Source organism: Paraburkholderia sp. GAS199 (assembly GCF_050436585.1).
In the GTDB taxonomy this organism is placed as follows: domain Bacteria; phylum Pseudomonadota; class Gammaproteobacteria; order Burkholderiales; family Burkholderiaceae; genus Paraburkholderia.
Map to the genome: position 1 here is coordinate 1,178,931 of NZ_JBNDMM010000001.1, position 14,123 is coordinate 1,193,053.

17 protein-coding genes are annotated in these 14,123 nt (G+C 60.4%); 13 read left to right on the forward strand and 4 right to left on the reverse strand.

Translation table 11 applies throughout. The features are described 5' to 3' along the window. Window positions 1–3: 3 nt before the first annotated feature. Entirely contained in the window at window positions 4–915 is a 912-nt protein-coding gene (locus tag P3T18_RS05145) for an ABC transporter permease (protein WP_429298819.1), read from the reverse strand. After that, a complete protein-coding gene (locus P3T18_RS05150; protein WP_429298820.1) occupies window positions 912–1,883 on the reverse strand; it encodes an ABC transporter permease in 972 nt (323 codons plus the stop codon). Before P3T18_RS05150 ends, P3T18_RS05145 begins: the two co-directional genes overlap by 4 nt. A gap of 140 nt (window positions 1,884–2,023) precedes the next feature. On the opposite strand from P3T18_RS05150, the gene P3T18_RS05155 reads away from it, so the two are divergent. The 13 genes from P3T18_RS05155 to P3T18_RS05215 all read left to right on the forward strand — a co-directional run bounded on the left by P3T18_RS05155 (window position 2,024) and on the right by P3T18_RS05215 (window position 12,702). Further along, window positions 2,024–2,914 carry a LysR family transcriptional regulator gene (locus P3T18_RS05155; RefSeq protein ID WP_429298821.1) on the forward strand — a complete coding sequence of 297 codons (891 nt, stop codon included), beginning with the start codon at window positions 2,024–2,026 and terminating at the stop codon, window positions 2,912–2,914. 813 nt (window positions 2,915–3,727) lie between these two features. Next, window positions 3,728–4,012, forward strand: coding sequence for a hypothetical protein (locus tag P3T18_RS05160; protein ID WP_429298822.1), 285 nt, complete (start codon window positions 3,728–3,730; stop codon window positions 4,010–4,012). 106 nt (window positions 4,013–4,118) lie between these two features. Further along, window positions 4,119–4,508, forward strand: a complete 390-nt coding sequence (locus P3T18_RS05165) for a hypothetical protein (RefSeq protein ID WP_429298823.1) — start codon at window positions 4,119–4,121, stop codon at window positions 4,506–4,508. A 73-nt stretch (window positions 4,509–4,581) separates the two neighbouring features. Then, the gene (locus P3T18_RS05170) at window positions 4,582–5,043 is read left to right on the forward strand and encodes a glycine zipper 2TM domain-containing protein (protein ID WP_429298824.1); all 462 of its coding nucleotides are present in this window, start codon (window positions 4,582–4,584) and stop codon (window positions 5,041–5,043) included. A 90-nt stretch (window positions 5,044–5,133) separates the two neighbouring features. Beyond that, entirely contained in the window at window positions 5,134–5,526 is a 393-nt protein-coding gene (locus P3T18_RS05175; protein WP_429298825.1) for a hypothetical protein, read from the forward strand. An 8-nt stretch (window positions 5,527–5,534) separates the two neighbouring features. After that, a complete protein-coding gene (locus P3T18_RS05180) occupies window positions 5,535–6,008 on the forward strand; it encodes a hypothetical protein (RefSeq protein WP_429298826.1) in 474 nt (157 codons plus the stop codon). Between the two features lie 215 nt (window positions 6,009–6,223). Further along, entirely contained in the window at window positions 6,224–6,631 is a 408-nt protein-coding gene (locus tag P3T18_RS05185; RefSeq protein WP_429298827.1) for a hypothetical protein, read from the forward strand. Between the two features lie 90 nt (window positions 6,632–6,721). Next, the gene (locus tag P3T18_RS05190; RefSeq protein WP_429298828.1) at window positions 6,722–8,236 is read left to right on the forward strand and encodes a hypothetical protein; all 1,515 of its coding nucleotides are present in this window, start codon (window positions 6,722–6,724) and stop codon (window positions 8,234–8,236) included. 10 nt (window positions 8,237–8,246) lie between these two features. Continuing rightward, the gene (locus P3T18_RS05195; protein ID WP_429298829.1) at window positions 8,247–8,705 is read left to right on the forward strand and encodes a hypothetical protein; all 459 of its coding nucleotides are present in this window, start codon (window positions 8,247–8,249) and stop codon (window positions 8,703–8,705) included. Between the two features lie 253 nt (window positions 8,706–8,958). Then, entirely contained in the window at window positions 8,959–9,204 is a 246-nt protein-coding gene (locus P3T18_RS05200; protein ID WP_429298830.1) for a DUF3717 domain-containing protein, read from the forward strand. A gap of 124 nt (window positions 9,205–9,328) precedes the next feature. After that, a complete protein-coding gene (locus tag P3T18_RS05205) occupies window positions 9,329–10,354 on the forward strand; it encodes an ATP-binding protein (RefSeq protein WP_429298831.1) in 1,026 nt (341 codons plus the stop codon). A gap of 109 nt (window positions 10,355–10,463) precedes the next feature. Continuing rightward, window positions 10,464–11,414 carry a hypothetical protein gene (locus P3T18_RS05210; protein ID WP_429298832.1) on the forward strand — a complete coding sequence of 317 codons (951 nt, stop codon included), beginning with the start codon at window positions 10,464–10,466 and terminating at the stop codon, window positions 11,412–11,414. A gap of 7 nt (window positions 11,415–11,421) precedes the next feature. Beyond that, the gene (locus P3T18_RS05215) at window positions 11,422–12,702 is read left to right on the forward strand and encodes a vWA domain-containing protein (protein WP_429298833.1); all 1,281 of its coding nucleotides are present in this window, start codon (window positions 11,422–11,424) and stop codon (window positions 12,700–12,702) included. Between the two features lie 388 nt (window positions 12,703–13,090). On the opposite strand, the gene P3T18_RS05220 is transcribed toward P3T18_RS05215, so the two are convergent. Both P3T18_RS05220 and P3T18_RS05225 read right to left on the reverse strand, forming a co-directional pair. After that, on the reverse strand, window positions 13,091–13,411 hold the full coding sequence (locus tag P3T18_RS05220) for a hypothetical protein (RefSeq protein WP_429298834.1): 321 nt from the start codon (window positions 13,409–13,411) through the stop codon (window positions 13,091–13,093). 99 nt (window positions 13,412–13,510) lie between these two features. Further along, entirely contained in the window at window positions 13,511–13,975 is a 465-nt protein-coding gene (locus P3T18_RS05225) for a hypothetical protein (RefSeq protein WP_429298835.1), read from the reverse strand. Window positions 13,976–14,123 lie beyond the last annotated feature (148 nt).

Genomic DNA, 14,123 nt, shown 5'->3' on the forward strand with positions numbered 1-14,123 from the left:
ATCCTATTTCTGCAGACGCGGGTTCAATGCTTCGCGCAAACTGTCGCCGACGATATTCATGCTGAACACCAGCACGAGCAGCAACAGGCCGGGGTAGACGCTGATCCAGTAGAAGCCCGCGATCAGTTGCTGATAGCCGTTTGCGATCAGCAGACCTAGCGAGGGTTGCGTGACCGGCAGGCCGATACCGAGAAAGCTCAGGGTCGCTTCGGCTGAAATGGCAGCGGCAATCTGTACAAGGGCAATGACGATGACGGGCGGCAGGCAGTTCGGCAGCAACTGGCTGAATAGCGCGCGCCGGTGGCTCAGGCCAAGGCAAAACGCGGCCTCCATGTATTCCTTGCGGCGCTCCACAGCGGCGACAGCTCGCACGGTGCGTGCGAAATACGCCCACTGCACGACCACCAACGCGAGGATCACTTTGTCGACACCCTGGCCGAGAATCGCGAGCATCATCAGCGCGACGAGAATCGTGGGGAAGCCGAGCATCAGATCGACGGCGCGCATCACGAGTGTGTCGACGCGACCTCCGAAGTACGCGGCCACAAGACCGAGCGTCGTGCCGAGCGACATCGCGAAGACGCCGCTCAGCAGGCCCACGCCAAGGCTGATGCGCAGGCCGTACATCATGGCGGCGAACATGTCGCGCCCGAGCGCATCGCTACCGAGCAGATACAGATGACCGTGCGCGCCGCGCGCGCCGGGTGGAAGGCGGCCGTCCACGAGATTGAGTGCGGCAAGATCGTACGGATTCTGCGGTGCGATCCACGGCGCGAGCAGCGCGATCACGACGAGCAGAAGACACACGCAAGTCGCCACGGCGACGGCCGGGTTGCCGAACAGGCTGCGCAGCACGATGCCCGACATGGTGTTGCGGTCAGGCCGCCATGCGAAAACGGTGGCGCTGTTTCTCATGCCGCCTCCAGCCGCACGCGCGGATCGAGTAGCGAATAGATGATGTCGACGAGCAGGTTGAGTAGCGTGAACATCGCGACCACAATTAGCAGATACGCAACGATCACCGGCCGGTCGAGCTTCGTGATGCTGTCGATGATCAGTTTGCCGACGCCAGGCCACGCGAAGATCGTCTCCGTCACGGTGGCGAAGGCGATCAATGAACCGAATTCCATGCCGACCACCGTGACGATGGGAATCAGAATGTTCTTCAGGACATGCACGAAGATCACGCGCCGCTCGCGCAGGCCTTTGGCGCGGGCGAACTTCACGTAGTCGAGCGGCAGCGTTTCGCGCACGCCGGCGCGCGTGAGACGCGTGACGAGCGACATCTTGAAGAGCGACAGATTCAGCGCGGGCAGCAGCAGGTGCCGCAGGCCGTCCCACGTCGCGAGGCTGGTGTGGATGCCGAACAGGATGCCGGGTTGGCCGCGGCCGGCCGACGGCAACCAGCCCAGCGTGACCGAAAAGATCAGCACGAGCATGATGCCCTGCCAGAAGTTCGGCAGGCTGAAGCCGAGGATCGAACCCGTCATCACCGTGCGGTCGAGCACCGATCCCGCCTTCAGCCCGGCGATCAGGCCGAGCGGCAGACCGACTATCAGTGCCAGCAGCAACGCCACGCACGCCAGTTCCAGCGTTGCCGGCAGGCGTTCAAGAATCAGCTGGATCGACGGCTGGTTGAACACGAACGAGCGTCCGAGATCGCCGTGCAGTGCTCGCCCGATGAAATGCAGATACTGTTGCCAGAGCGGCCGGTCGAGTCCGAGCGATTGCACGGCTTGGGCGATTTCGGCCCGGGTCGCATCGGCCGGGACAAGAATCGCGATCGGGTCGCCGATGGCGAACACGCCGCAAAAGACGAGCACTGACGTGAGCAGCAAAACGCTGATGCTCTGGATGAGCCGCCGGATGATGAAGGCGATCATTGCGTGTGAAACCTCAAATGATGAAAATGCGGGGGTACGGCGCAAGCGGCACCGGGCTCATGCAACGCCCCGATCATTCGACGGCAAAAAACTGTCCGCAACCTTATGTCGAATCCACATACCCCTATGCGGAACCTGCAATGAACCTCAAGCAACTCGAAGCTTTTGCGGCGATTTCAGCGCTGCATACGACGACGGCGGCCGCGCAGCGGCTGGGCTGTTCGCAATCGGCGGTGAGTCGTCTGCTGAGCCAGTTGGAGGAGGACCTCGGCCTGAGCTTGTTTGTGCGCGAACAGGGACGCTTGACGCCAACGCGTGAGGGCGACGCGCTGGTGCAGGAGGTGGAGAAGATCGTCGAAGCGGCGCGGTGCCTCGAACGGCATGCCCAGCAACTGCGGCTGGCCGGCACGCAGCGCAAGCTGATACGCATCATGGTGCCGAATACTTTTGCCCAGTTTCTGCTGCCCGCTGTGATGCAGCATTTCTACGAAACGCATCGCGACGCGGTATTGGAAGTTTTTTCGGGCACCTACGACGCGTCAGAGCGCGCCTTGCTTAGCCGGGAGGTCGATCTAGCATTCGTGCGACTGCCGACGCGTCTGTCTGGCTTTTCAGTTAAATGGCGCTTCAACAGTGAATCGGTGTGTGTGATGCCACGCTCCCATCCGCTCGCCAAGAACGCGACAGTTTCGCCGCGGGATATGGACGGCGTACCGCTCGTGCTGCTATGGCGCCAGAGCGCGCTGCGCCATGAAGTCGACATGGCGTTTCGCAGCGCACGGGTGACGCAGAACGTGGTTGCCGAGGTGCATTCGGTGAGCGTCGCTTGCGCGATGGCGGCACGTGGAGTTGGCGTGGCGATCGTCAACCGGTTGATCGCGCAGTGCTGCGAAACGGAACAGTTCGTGATGCGGCCGTTCGTGCCGACGATCAACTTCGAGACAGGGATCGCGTCCCTGGAATCCGATCCGATCAGTGGAACTTGCCAGGCATTTGCCGCATGCCTCGCCGAAGCGCTGGATGACCGCTGACCTCTGGAGATGCCAGAGTCTGCTGGCAAGGAAGTGTTCGTCCATATTTTGCCACTCCAGTGAGATAACTCAACGTGGCTGTTGGATGAAAACACGTCCGCAGGGAGACTCATGCGGAAGAAGGGTGTCGGTAGCACCCCTCCGTCCTTCGCTCGCCCCTTGGGTTAGACCGTCGCCAGCTCGACCACCTCAGTTCGCGGCCTGGTAGGCACCACCGTCGCCAGCATCAACACTCGAGGCACCGCTACGACCTCTGGTGCCTGGCGGAGCCGATTCGGTGTGAACGACCGGAGGCGACCGATCTGTCATCGCGCAGGTCAAAATCTGTCATTTAAGTAAGCGGTGGTCCAGCGACTGAAGAGCAACCCGTCGCGGCCCTTGACCGGCGATCGGCCCAATGACGACAAAGGCCGATGAGCGAGCGTCCGTCCTTCAGGATTGGATCGCCGGTCACAGGGCGGAGAGACGCCTGAACGTCCGCGCAGCGACGCGTGTGACCGCCCGCTCTTGGCCGCGTCCAGACCAAAGCGCCTCGCACGGCATCCTCGAAGCGCCATAATTTTGTCCGCGTGGCAGTTATCGCCCGAAAGCCAGGGCGATTTGACGATGTTTCAAGGCTTACTCGCGCGTCCAATTGCCCTAGACTCAACCTATCACCCGCGCTTCCGCGCATCGACTGAGCACTCCAGCTTGCTGGAGTGCTCAAACCTTTGACCGGCAAATGCCGGTCGTCCACGACGGATCAAATCCGTCTGTCATCCTGTTGGGAGCCATCCCAACGGGACCGGCTCCCGTTTTTTTAGGAGCCGCACCATGCTGCAGCCAATCACTCGCTCACCGGAACTCGTCAAGGCTCAGGCAATTCCTGCCAGCCCTCTCAAGGTTTCGGAGAAATGGGGATTCCAGGCAAAACAACGTGTCGTCGCACAAGCTGTCGCAACACTGCCTATCCAGACATTCCCCGGCACCATTCTGTACGTCTGGGAAGATGGAACGGCAACTGTGAAGTTTGACTTCGACATTTCCTTTGGCGCCGAGCGCGAGCTCGTCAAAAGCGGTCGCGTCGATCTACATTACCTCACTCGCATCTCGTCGTAACAGCGTCTGTTCAAGGCTTCAGGTGTAACCCACCTGAAGCACTTATTTAATCTTGTTGTGAGCCAATCCCAACGGGAACCGGCTCCCGCTTTTCGAGGAGCTGCTCATGTTGAATCGCACTCATGCGGTCATGGCAGTTTCGTTCAAGTTCGTCCTGATCGTTGCTGCCGTTCTCGCTTTAACCGGCTGCGCGCTGGTCATTTTCGGTTGTGCGTTCGAAGCGCAAAGCCAGCTTGACCTGATGCGTGCATCTGGACCGCCTGCTGTCGATGCCTATCTGGCGCACGTCGATTCGCATCAACTGTCGTACGCCGCGTTCATGCTCGAGTCCGGAACGGGACACGGCTACGCATATGGCGCTTTTCTGCAGGGCGTTGGTTTCTGGTTCGTCTTCTTTCTCGCACCGCTGTCGGCTGCGCTGCTCACCGCAGTGCGCTGGTTGGTTGCGCGCGATCGAAGCATGAACACGCGACTTCGCTTTGCCGCTGCTCACTGATTGAAAAATCTCTTTCCCGTCAGGGCAACCTCCCTGACGGGATGGTTGCCCCTCATCTCGTTGAGGCAATCAAATGTTCAAGATCATCGTCAGTCTCGTCCTCGCATCCATGCTTTCGGCCTGCGCCGGTGTCGATTTCGGTTCGCCAAATACGTACCAGCGCTATGACGTACAACGCGCGGGCACGGTCGAAGAGGGCACAGTTATCCGCACTCGCGCGATCACGATCGAAGCCAGCCAAGATAACTCCGGCCTGACTTCACTGATCAGCGCGGGCGTTGGTGCCTTCCTCGGCAGCCGCACCATCGGTAACGGCTCTGGCCGTTACATAGCTGGTGCGCTCTCAGGCGCTGCATCGGGTTTTGTTACACAGAAAGTTTCGCAGGCGCTGTCGCACCACGCTGGCCTCGAGATCATCGTGCGCAAGAGCTCGGGCGGCAACGTCGTCATCGCTCAACCGGACGACCAGCAGTTCGTACCCGGTGAGCACGTTCTTCTCGTTTCCACTAACTCAGGTCTGCGCGTCACGCACTGATCTGTCCTGCAGCCGCCGGCATTGCCGGCCAATCCTTCATCGCGAGGTGTCCCGAAAGGGCGCCTCGCTTTTTTATTTCCAGAGGCTTCAATGTTCAAGGTTCCGAAGCTGTTCTATGCTGACCGTCGCAGTGCGGGCGCCGCATCGGACGCTGCTATCACTCACCAGGCGACGCAAATGCTGCGTCGTGTCGCTCGCGATCTGAGTCTTCGCCATGGCGAACATGAGATCGTCTCCGAACCGGCGCGCCGCGGTCGCGGCTGTCGGGTCACGCTCCGCACCCCGGCGGTCATGCTGGAGGTCGCCGACACCCCCGCGCGGCAGAAGGTTGCCGTATCCTTTCGCACCCGTCGGGGCCGCTCCGATCTGTCGGGCGGCGCCGACAACGCGGTAGCGCTCGAGCAGCTGACGTCCCGCGAGGGGTACGACCAGTTGCTTACGGGCTTGCGGCTCGCCGCAGGTCTGGACGGCGAACGCCGGTAGGAGGTGCGATGGAGATCATCGATATTGTCGTTGAGTATCCGTCCGGCATGACCATCAGTGATCGCGCAAGCTATCTACGTGACGCTGGTCAGGTCTATCCGTCCGAACGCCTACAGGCGGTCATTCGCGAGTTCAGCATCAGCGAAGCGCCACCGGCAGCGTCAGCCGTTATCGATGGCGTGACGGTGGAGATGGATATCAGGACCGACGGCAACTTTTCGGTCGGTGGTCCTGTAGGGGGTGAAAACGAGGACAGCCTTATCGGGCTGCTCCTGCAGCCATTGCGCAACCCAACGAAGGATCAACGCCAGCAACTGGGTCGGTTCTGTCACACGCTTGCAGCCGCCGCTTTCCTGGGGGCCGTCGGCGTATGGCATTCGACGCAGGTCTGGACACTCGCGGACGTCAAGCTCGAAGCCAGTCTGGTCGCGAGTTTTGTGCTAACGTTCATTCAGGGCATGATTTCCATCAAGGGAGAATAGGCATGGATATCAGTTTTCTGGTTCTGGGCGTTGCCGTGGCCATGTGCGGGATTGGCTCGCTGATGGAGCACAACGCTCGCAAGATCAAACGCGAGCGGCGCTTTCCGCGCATCCCGCGTTAGACGTTAAATTCGATCCGGGCTGAAGTTCATCGAGCCCGTCGTTCATCAACGGCTGCACCTTCGGGTGTGGCCTTTTGCTTTTCTGGACCCACCATGTCTGAAACCCTTGATCTGCCTGTTGCCCTGGCAGCGGCTCCGTTCGACCCGGCGGGAAAGACGGTCGGCGAAGTCGTGACCCACGTGGAGCGGGCGCTGCGTCAAACCGAAAACGAGCCCGAATGGGTCTCCCAGGCGAATATTGTCGACGATGCCGATACCGACCTGCATGGCCTGCTGGGGAAGACCCCGTGGCCGGAAGACAGTTCGATCAGTCGCGTCAGCCTGTCAGTCGAACGGGGCAACTCCGAAGGCTGGCTTGTCCGCGTCGATTTCGTTGAATTGATCGCCGCGGATGAGACACGCTTCTGGAAATGCCGTGGGCTGATGCGTATCAAGAGCCTGTCGCGTTCGCGTGCGTGGTCGGTCGCAGCCATCGTTTCGCGGATGCTCGATCTCGACTGATCCGAATCGCCTTTTTCTCTTTAATCCCCTAGGGGCCAACGTCCCCGCTTGGGGTGTTGGCCCCGCATTTTTTTGTGGAATCAACACCTCATGTACAAGCTGACTATTCCTGCTGAAACCTTTTTTGTAACGACACTGGCCGGCGTGCTCGCCCTGTTTCGCGACGAGCGGGTTCAGGCGACCGAAACGGCATTGATCGCGCTCGATGGTGATGCCTGTATCGCAAGTGTGACGCGCTACAACGGCAAACTCGCCCTGCGCTTTCCGGGTACCGACGCTGACGTTGTCGCAGCGCTAACCGGTGAAATTCGTGCGCACTGGCTGGCCGAGTATGGTTCGGACCCGAAGCCGTGGCAGATCCGCCCGGCCCATTGGGACGAACTGTTCAACCTCTTCGATCTTGCGCGTACACCGGAGTGCTTCCTCTCGAGCAGCCAGATCGACGAGCAACGTTCGGCTGCTCGCGATGCACGCCAGTTCTTCAACCTTTCGTCGTTGTTCCATAGTGCGGCAGTCGAGCGCTTTGGCTTCGGCGCTGGCGGTCCGGCGGCGCCGGGTGGCGGGGTGAATGGCCGACATGAAGTACACGTCGCCTACGCACTTCTTCGCAACGAGGCTGTTCCTGAGGCTGTGCTTGACGACTATCGCAAGATGGAACGAGCTTTTCGCTACGATCTCGAATGGGCAGAACCCCTGCTCAATGTTGCCGAGTTGCGCGGGCGGTTCCCAGCGGAGAAGCACTCCTGGGTTGCCTCCGTCATGCGTGCCGCGAAGCTTCCGATCACGGCGGGCAATGTCGACGCCATCGTGGCGGCACTCATTGATGTGCCGGCTAACTGCGGGTTTGTCGAGGTGGACGATGCATTGTTCGCGGCAGGCGTTATCCCGGCTGACGCTCTACCACCGATGTTCAGCGAGTCAGTGGCGTTGGGCACGCCTATGAACCCCTTTGCTGGGCGGCTGCGTCAGATTCTGGCCGACTCGCGCCGGGAGGCTGCGCTGGATCACGCGGATATGGAGCGAACGCAAGGGCGGATGACTGCGCGCAGGCACAAACTTGAGCGCGAAATGGCGATGCTTTCGCACGGTCGTGAGACCTTCGAATGGGCAAATCGCATGGCGATGGCAATTGAGAGTCGCGATATGGCTATGTTGCTTCAGGTGCTCGATAGTCCGGACACGCGTAACCGCAGTAGCAAGCGTGCCGTAGAAGAGCATTACGGCGTCAGGCTGCGTGGTATGAACGCGAAGGGCCGACGTCGGGCGATTTTCGCGTTTTGCGGGATGGACGAAGCTGCGCAAGCAGCGTGGGAAACCGCGGATGCCGAGCGAGCGGTTGCTGCACGGAAGGCAGCGGACGCGCAGCACGCGAAGGAAGTTGCGCAGCGAGCCCAGTATCAACGACCGGATGGAGTGGTCATTGACGGGGCAGCGCACGTCGACGCCGCAATTGAAGAGGGCTTTCGTGAGATCCGCGACTGGCGCAAGGGAGCGAGTAAGCAATACGCCCTGGTGAATGTTGAGCTGGGACAGGCGCGAACGCTACGTGCGAAGGACGGCACGCTGGAGTACGCGCGGGCAATGCTTGAACGCCTCGCCGCGTAAAGGAGCGATCATGCGATTCGATCGTTATCCGCGCTACGAAGGCTACCGCTGGACCTCCCGCATGGAGACGCTGCACCTGCGGCGGCAGGACCGCGCTGCGGAAAAGATCGCTCAGGCGTATCCGCTTTTCGCAGACCAGATCGCGGCACCTCAAGCGCTGTCGGTCGACGATGAAAAGGCGCGCCGGGAGCGCATGTACGAGCGCAGCGAGCAACGCATGCGCGATCTCGTCGCAGGTCAGTGGCGGCGCTTGCGTCGCGAATTCTTCGCCTGTCCGGTCGAAGTGCGTGAACGGACCATGAGCGAATGGAAGTCATGGCGTGGTCCCGCCAATCCGGTCTGTTTCGCTTACGTGCTCGAAAAGCATAACGGCGTAGGGACCGAAAAGTCGCGCAGATATCGTGAGCAGGAAGTCGCGATGCTTGCGCGGATCGACAATGCGTGGCGTGCACAGACTTCGCTGCTGTAACGGATCACATTTTCTTTAACCCACAACCGGCGCCTCGCGCCGGTTTTTTTTCGTCTGCGATTTTTACGCCAACCGGTCTAAGCGTGGCCGTTTTGCGCATGATTCGGCGAGATTGCGGCGAAGTCACGGCATAGACTAGCTATATCAACCGCGTCTTTGACGCATCGAACCGCCGGTATCCGGCAAACAGGTCTGCCCTGGGGGATGCCCTTCCTTCACGGGTGACGCCGGGGTACCACGCTATGAGGACCCCATGTCACATTCAACCCCCATTCCCAATGGCCAGCGCGTCTCTATCGCTCGCATAGAACACGCGATTAACGTGTGGCGCAATGCACAGGCCACGATTTCGGATACACCGGAGATTCTTGCGCTCGACGACGAGAGCCGGTGTCTTGCCGATATCTACGGCATGATGATTTTCAACGGACTGGAAAGCATTCCGCTCGATGCGCTGTCGGAGCATCAACTGGATGCATTGACCGTCGCAGAAGCCTGACCAGTAGTATCCACCGCGCCATCCGGCGCATCGCACGCCGCGTCAGCGGCACACATCAATCGCCCCACTGGGACCACGTCCCATAGGGCGTTGTTTCGTGGGGCTTTTCCTTCTCAGGTACCCCATGAAAATCAATCCTTCGCAACTCGGTCAACTGCTTTCCGCCTACATTCCAAACGGCCTTCCGGTTCTCATCACCGGCAGCCCGGGGATCGGCAAGAGCGATATCGTCGCGCAGGCCGCGCGCGATGCCGGCCATGAGTTGCTGATCAGCCATCCGGTCGTTGAAGATCCCACAGACTCGAAGGGTCTGCCGTTTCCGTCTGCAGATGGAAACGCAGCGAAGTTCTTGCCGTTTGGCGATCTGCAGCGCGCCATGAACGCCGCGGTGCCGACCGTGTGGTTTCTCGACGATCTGGGCCAGGCTTCGCCCGCCGTGCAGGCAGCGAAAATGCAGTTGCTGCTTGCGCGTCGTATCGGTGAACACGAGTTGCCGCCCCATGTCACCTTCGTTGCGGCCACTAACCGGCGCAGCGATAACGCCGGCGTGACGGGCATCCTCGATCCCGTTATCTCCCGCTTCGCAACGGTAGTGGAACTCGCGCCGACGATAGACGACTGGACGGCCTGGGCGGTGCGTAACAACGTGCCGCCGGAGCTGATCGCGTTTCTGCGCTTCCGGCCCGATCTGTTGTCCGTGCAGAAGAAGTCGCGCGATATCGAGAACACGCCGAGTCCCCGCACCTGGGGTTTCGTTGCGAAGACGATGGGTGTCGTACCGCCCGAACTCGAACTGATCTCGTATGCGGGGTCGGTTGGCGAAGCGGCCGCAAGCGAGCTGATCGCCTTTCTCGGCATCTACCGTCACCTTCCGTCGCCGGACGCCATCCTGCTTTCGCCGGATACCGCACCGATTCCTGAAAAGGCCGCTGCGCTCTACGGAATCAGTACGGCACTGGCTGCGCATTCGAGGGAAGACAACTTCGACCGCGTGTTGACCTACAACGACCGGCTGATCGACGCGGGGCACCGTGAATTTGCGGCGCTTCTCGCGCGCGACGCCATACGTCGTACTCCCGAACTGCAGAACACCCATGCGTTCATTCGTGCGCAGGGTGGTCCGCTCGGTCAGATCATCCGCGGCCAGTAAGCGCGCATTTCACCCTTTACCTGTTTTTCCCTTGCCACGGGCCGCCACGCGCGGCCCGTGGCTTTTTTCTTTCCGCTGAATCCATTCCCTATCTTTTCTGGAGTTTTCCATGAACATCACTGAACTGAAGTCGAAGGTCATGCTGTCGTCTGTCACTGTTTCCGCCTGGCAGGGTCGCCGCTTCGATATGAAAGCGACCGAAGCGGTGGAGGCGAAGCATCAGACCAAGGGCATCGGCCGCTTTAACAAGCGCCTGTTGCCGGAGCATGCGCCGAGTTATCACGAGGTCATCTCGATTGGTAATCGCATCCGTTCGTACTATTACGCCCACACGCTGCAATATGAACAACTGGGCGTACGTCTTCTGCCGACGATGATCTACATGGACGTCGCCGATCATCTGCGCAAGATGAAAGACGAGTTCGATCTGGCCGTGTCGGTCTTCCTGACGGACTATCTGGACCTGAAGGAAAAGGCGCGCGACGAGCAGAAAGACCTGTACAACGAAGCGGACTATCCGACGCTCGCTGCGATGTCGGGCAAGTTCGGCGTCAAGCTCGCGGTGCTTCCGTTTCCGGATGCCAGCCAGTTTGGTGTCGATCTGTCGCCTGATGTGCTGACCGACCTGCGCACAGAAATCGATCAGCACGTACTCGCGTCGATCTCGACGGCGAACAGTGACCTGGTCGGCCGGTTGTTCGAAGCGGTCTCCAAGCTCGCTGACCGGCTGTACGGTGCCACGAACGTTCGTCTGGATGTCACGAACAACGTGCGTGAACTGTGCGATCTGCTGCCGAAGCTCAACTTCACGAATGATCCGAAGCTCAATCACATCCTTGAGCAGGCAAAGCGTCATCTTGCCGTGCACACGGGTGCGGATCTGAAGGAGTCGAACGTGCTGCGTTCGCAGGTCGCTGCCAAGGCCACGGAAATCGAGGGGCTGATGGCGGCGTTCATGGGCGGCGCACTGGAGCCGATGGCTGATCGCGAGCTGGCGTTCGCGCCGGCGCAAGCGCTCCTGCAACCGGAGCCGACACCCCTTTTGCGCCTCGTTGCCTGAGGTGGTCATGGACCCGCGAATCTCGAAACAGCGCACTGCGCTGGTACTTGATCAGCCATTCTTTGGCGCACTCGCGCTCCGACTGAAGGTGGTCGAAGACGCGTCGTGCAAGACGTTCTGGACCGATGGGGAGTCGCTGGGCTATAACCCAACGTACCTCGGTGGTCTGAACGACCTTGAAACGCGTGGCGTGCTGGCCCATGAAGTTCTGCACGTGGCCAATGGCCACTGCTGGCGTCAGGGAGACCGCGATCCGAAGCTCTGGAATGACGCGTGCGACTACGCGATCAATCCGATCGTGCTCGATGCGGGCATGCTGCTACCAAAGGGTGTGCTCGTCGATCCACGGTTCAAGGGCAAGTCGGCGGAAGAGATCTACGGCATCCTCGCGCAGGAGAAGCGGGAAAAGGACAGGCAGCAGGGGAAGGGCAAGCAGGACGGTGGCAAACCGGGTTCGCAGTCGGGCCAGCAATCGGCTTCACAGCCGACACAGCCAGACGGTGCACCCGGGGGCGGTAGCCCGCCGAAGTCCTCAAACGCGAACGGCGCGAACACTCCGTCCGATAAGCCTGAACCTGGTGCGGGTCCCGACACCGCTCCCTCCTGTGGCGAGGTTCGTCAGTACGTTGGCGACGACAAGCCGCTGAAGGAAGCGGAATGGAAGGTCGCGGTGCTGCAGGCAGCGGAAGCGGCCAGAATGCGCGGGGCGTTGCCCGGTGCGCTGGAAGCCATGGCGACGGATGCCACTGAACCTGTGGTCGACTGGCGGCCGCTCCTGCATCGCTTCGCGCAGGAATCGTCTCCGACGGACTACAGCTTTGCGATGCCGAATCGCCGCTATCTCCACATGGGGCTGTACCTGCCGTCGTTGAACGAGCCAGCTGTTGGCGATGCCGTGTTCGTTCGTGACTCAAGCGGCTCGGTGTGGGATGAGACGCAGGCACAGTTTGCTGCAGAAATCATCGCAGTGAACGCCGGCGTGCGGCCTCGTCGCCTGATCGTGATGGACTGCAACACCCGCGTGACACAGGTGCAGACATTCGAGCGCGGCGACGCGGTCGAGTTCGATCTGTTGCCGGTGCGCGGTGGAGGCGGAACGTCGTTCGTCGATCCCTTTGAACGTCTGGCGAAGGAGGGAATCCGACCGGCATTTCTGGTCTATCTCACCGACATGGATGGTTCATTCCCGGACGAAGCGCCGGACTACCCGGTGCTGTGGGCATCGACGACGCTTCTGAAGCGAGCGCGGAAAGCGCCGTTCGGTGAGGCGATTGAAGTGATCTGTTAGGGGGCGAAGTTGCCCAGTTATCTGACCCAAACCCCAGCTACGTGCTGGGGTTTTTTTTGAGCAACCAATTGCACGCGTTGCACGTGACTGATTGGATAAGGATTGGCGAACGAAAAGTGGAATCGAAAGTAAATTCATGCACTTACAAGCCTTTCTCTTGTTTTTGAGGCGGCGGTCGAGGCGAAAAGGAGCCTGAGCCGGATCAGGCTCATATTGCAATTTGAGCAACAGAATGGTGTGCGTGACCCATTCTAGCTACCTATATTTACGTAATTTCTCTCAATCTGGGAGGATTTATGGGGATTTTCAGGAAAAATGCTAACAAGGGGCATTTTCAATTACGAATCGCGCTGCTTCTGCTGCCGAGAGGGATGCATGAGCTATCCGGTCAGGCAAAGAGGTCAAGCTGGCGTGGATCAACGATTGTGTCGTTGACCATAGGGTCCGCCGAGCGGGGCGGTTGAGGAGACGCAATCCTGAAGAAGTCTGGATCGACACCCGCGTTCTGAGCCGCGCGGAGCCAGTGCGGCGCGTCACCGAGCCCGTTCCACTCGTTGCCCTTCGCATCGCGATAGAGGGCCGGGTGGTCGAGGTCATACTGGATGGATTCAGCCAACGCCTCAGGGGTGATTCCGAATTCGGCCATCCGGCGGCGAATCCAGATGATCAGCCGGTCGCGGGCTTCGCCGTCAGCTATTTTTCCCTTCATGAAACAGGCGCTTCGTGTGGTCGTGATGTTGAGAACATGGCAATGGAACGGAGACGCGCGCTCCAGCCGCTTTTCCGGATACTGGTGCGCGTCTCGCGGCTAGGCCCGTTTGCGCGCGACGTCGTCAAATGATTCGCCCGCACGGAACCGGTCGAGCCGATCACTCGCGTCTGCAACCGCGGCAAGCGGCGCGCGGCGCAACTGGTAGTCATAGGTCGACACAATGGTAGCAAATTGCTCGAACCCATCTTCGTCGAGCGCCCATACATCGCGGTCGCGGCCCTGATCGAACGCGGTCGCGATGACTTTTTCGGCGTCGCGCATCTGCTCAAACGTGGCTGCGCCGTATCCAGTCTCGGCCAGCAGGCCCGTCAGGATCATTGCCTGACAAAGGGTTTGCGCAGCATGCACATTGCCCATCGCGTGGCGCATGGCGTCGAGTGCGATATGAACATGCAGAGCAAGCCGGTCGGCCTCATGGTGCGGCATCGGCAGCAGCAGGGTCTTCTTTCGCTGCGCGCGCGCTGCGTTGGCTGAGCGGGGAAACGGAATCGTTCGGGTCATCGTTTAGTGTGCATCGTGTAATGCGTCGCGACGGGATCGTACATCACAGCCAGGGAGATCGCGCCTGGCGGAAAGCTATACGTTTTACCGCAGCTTTCCGGGTTAGTAGCCGGAGCCGGCTCCGGCGACTGCCTCGGCTCCGGCAAGG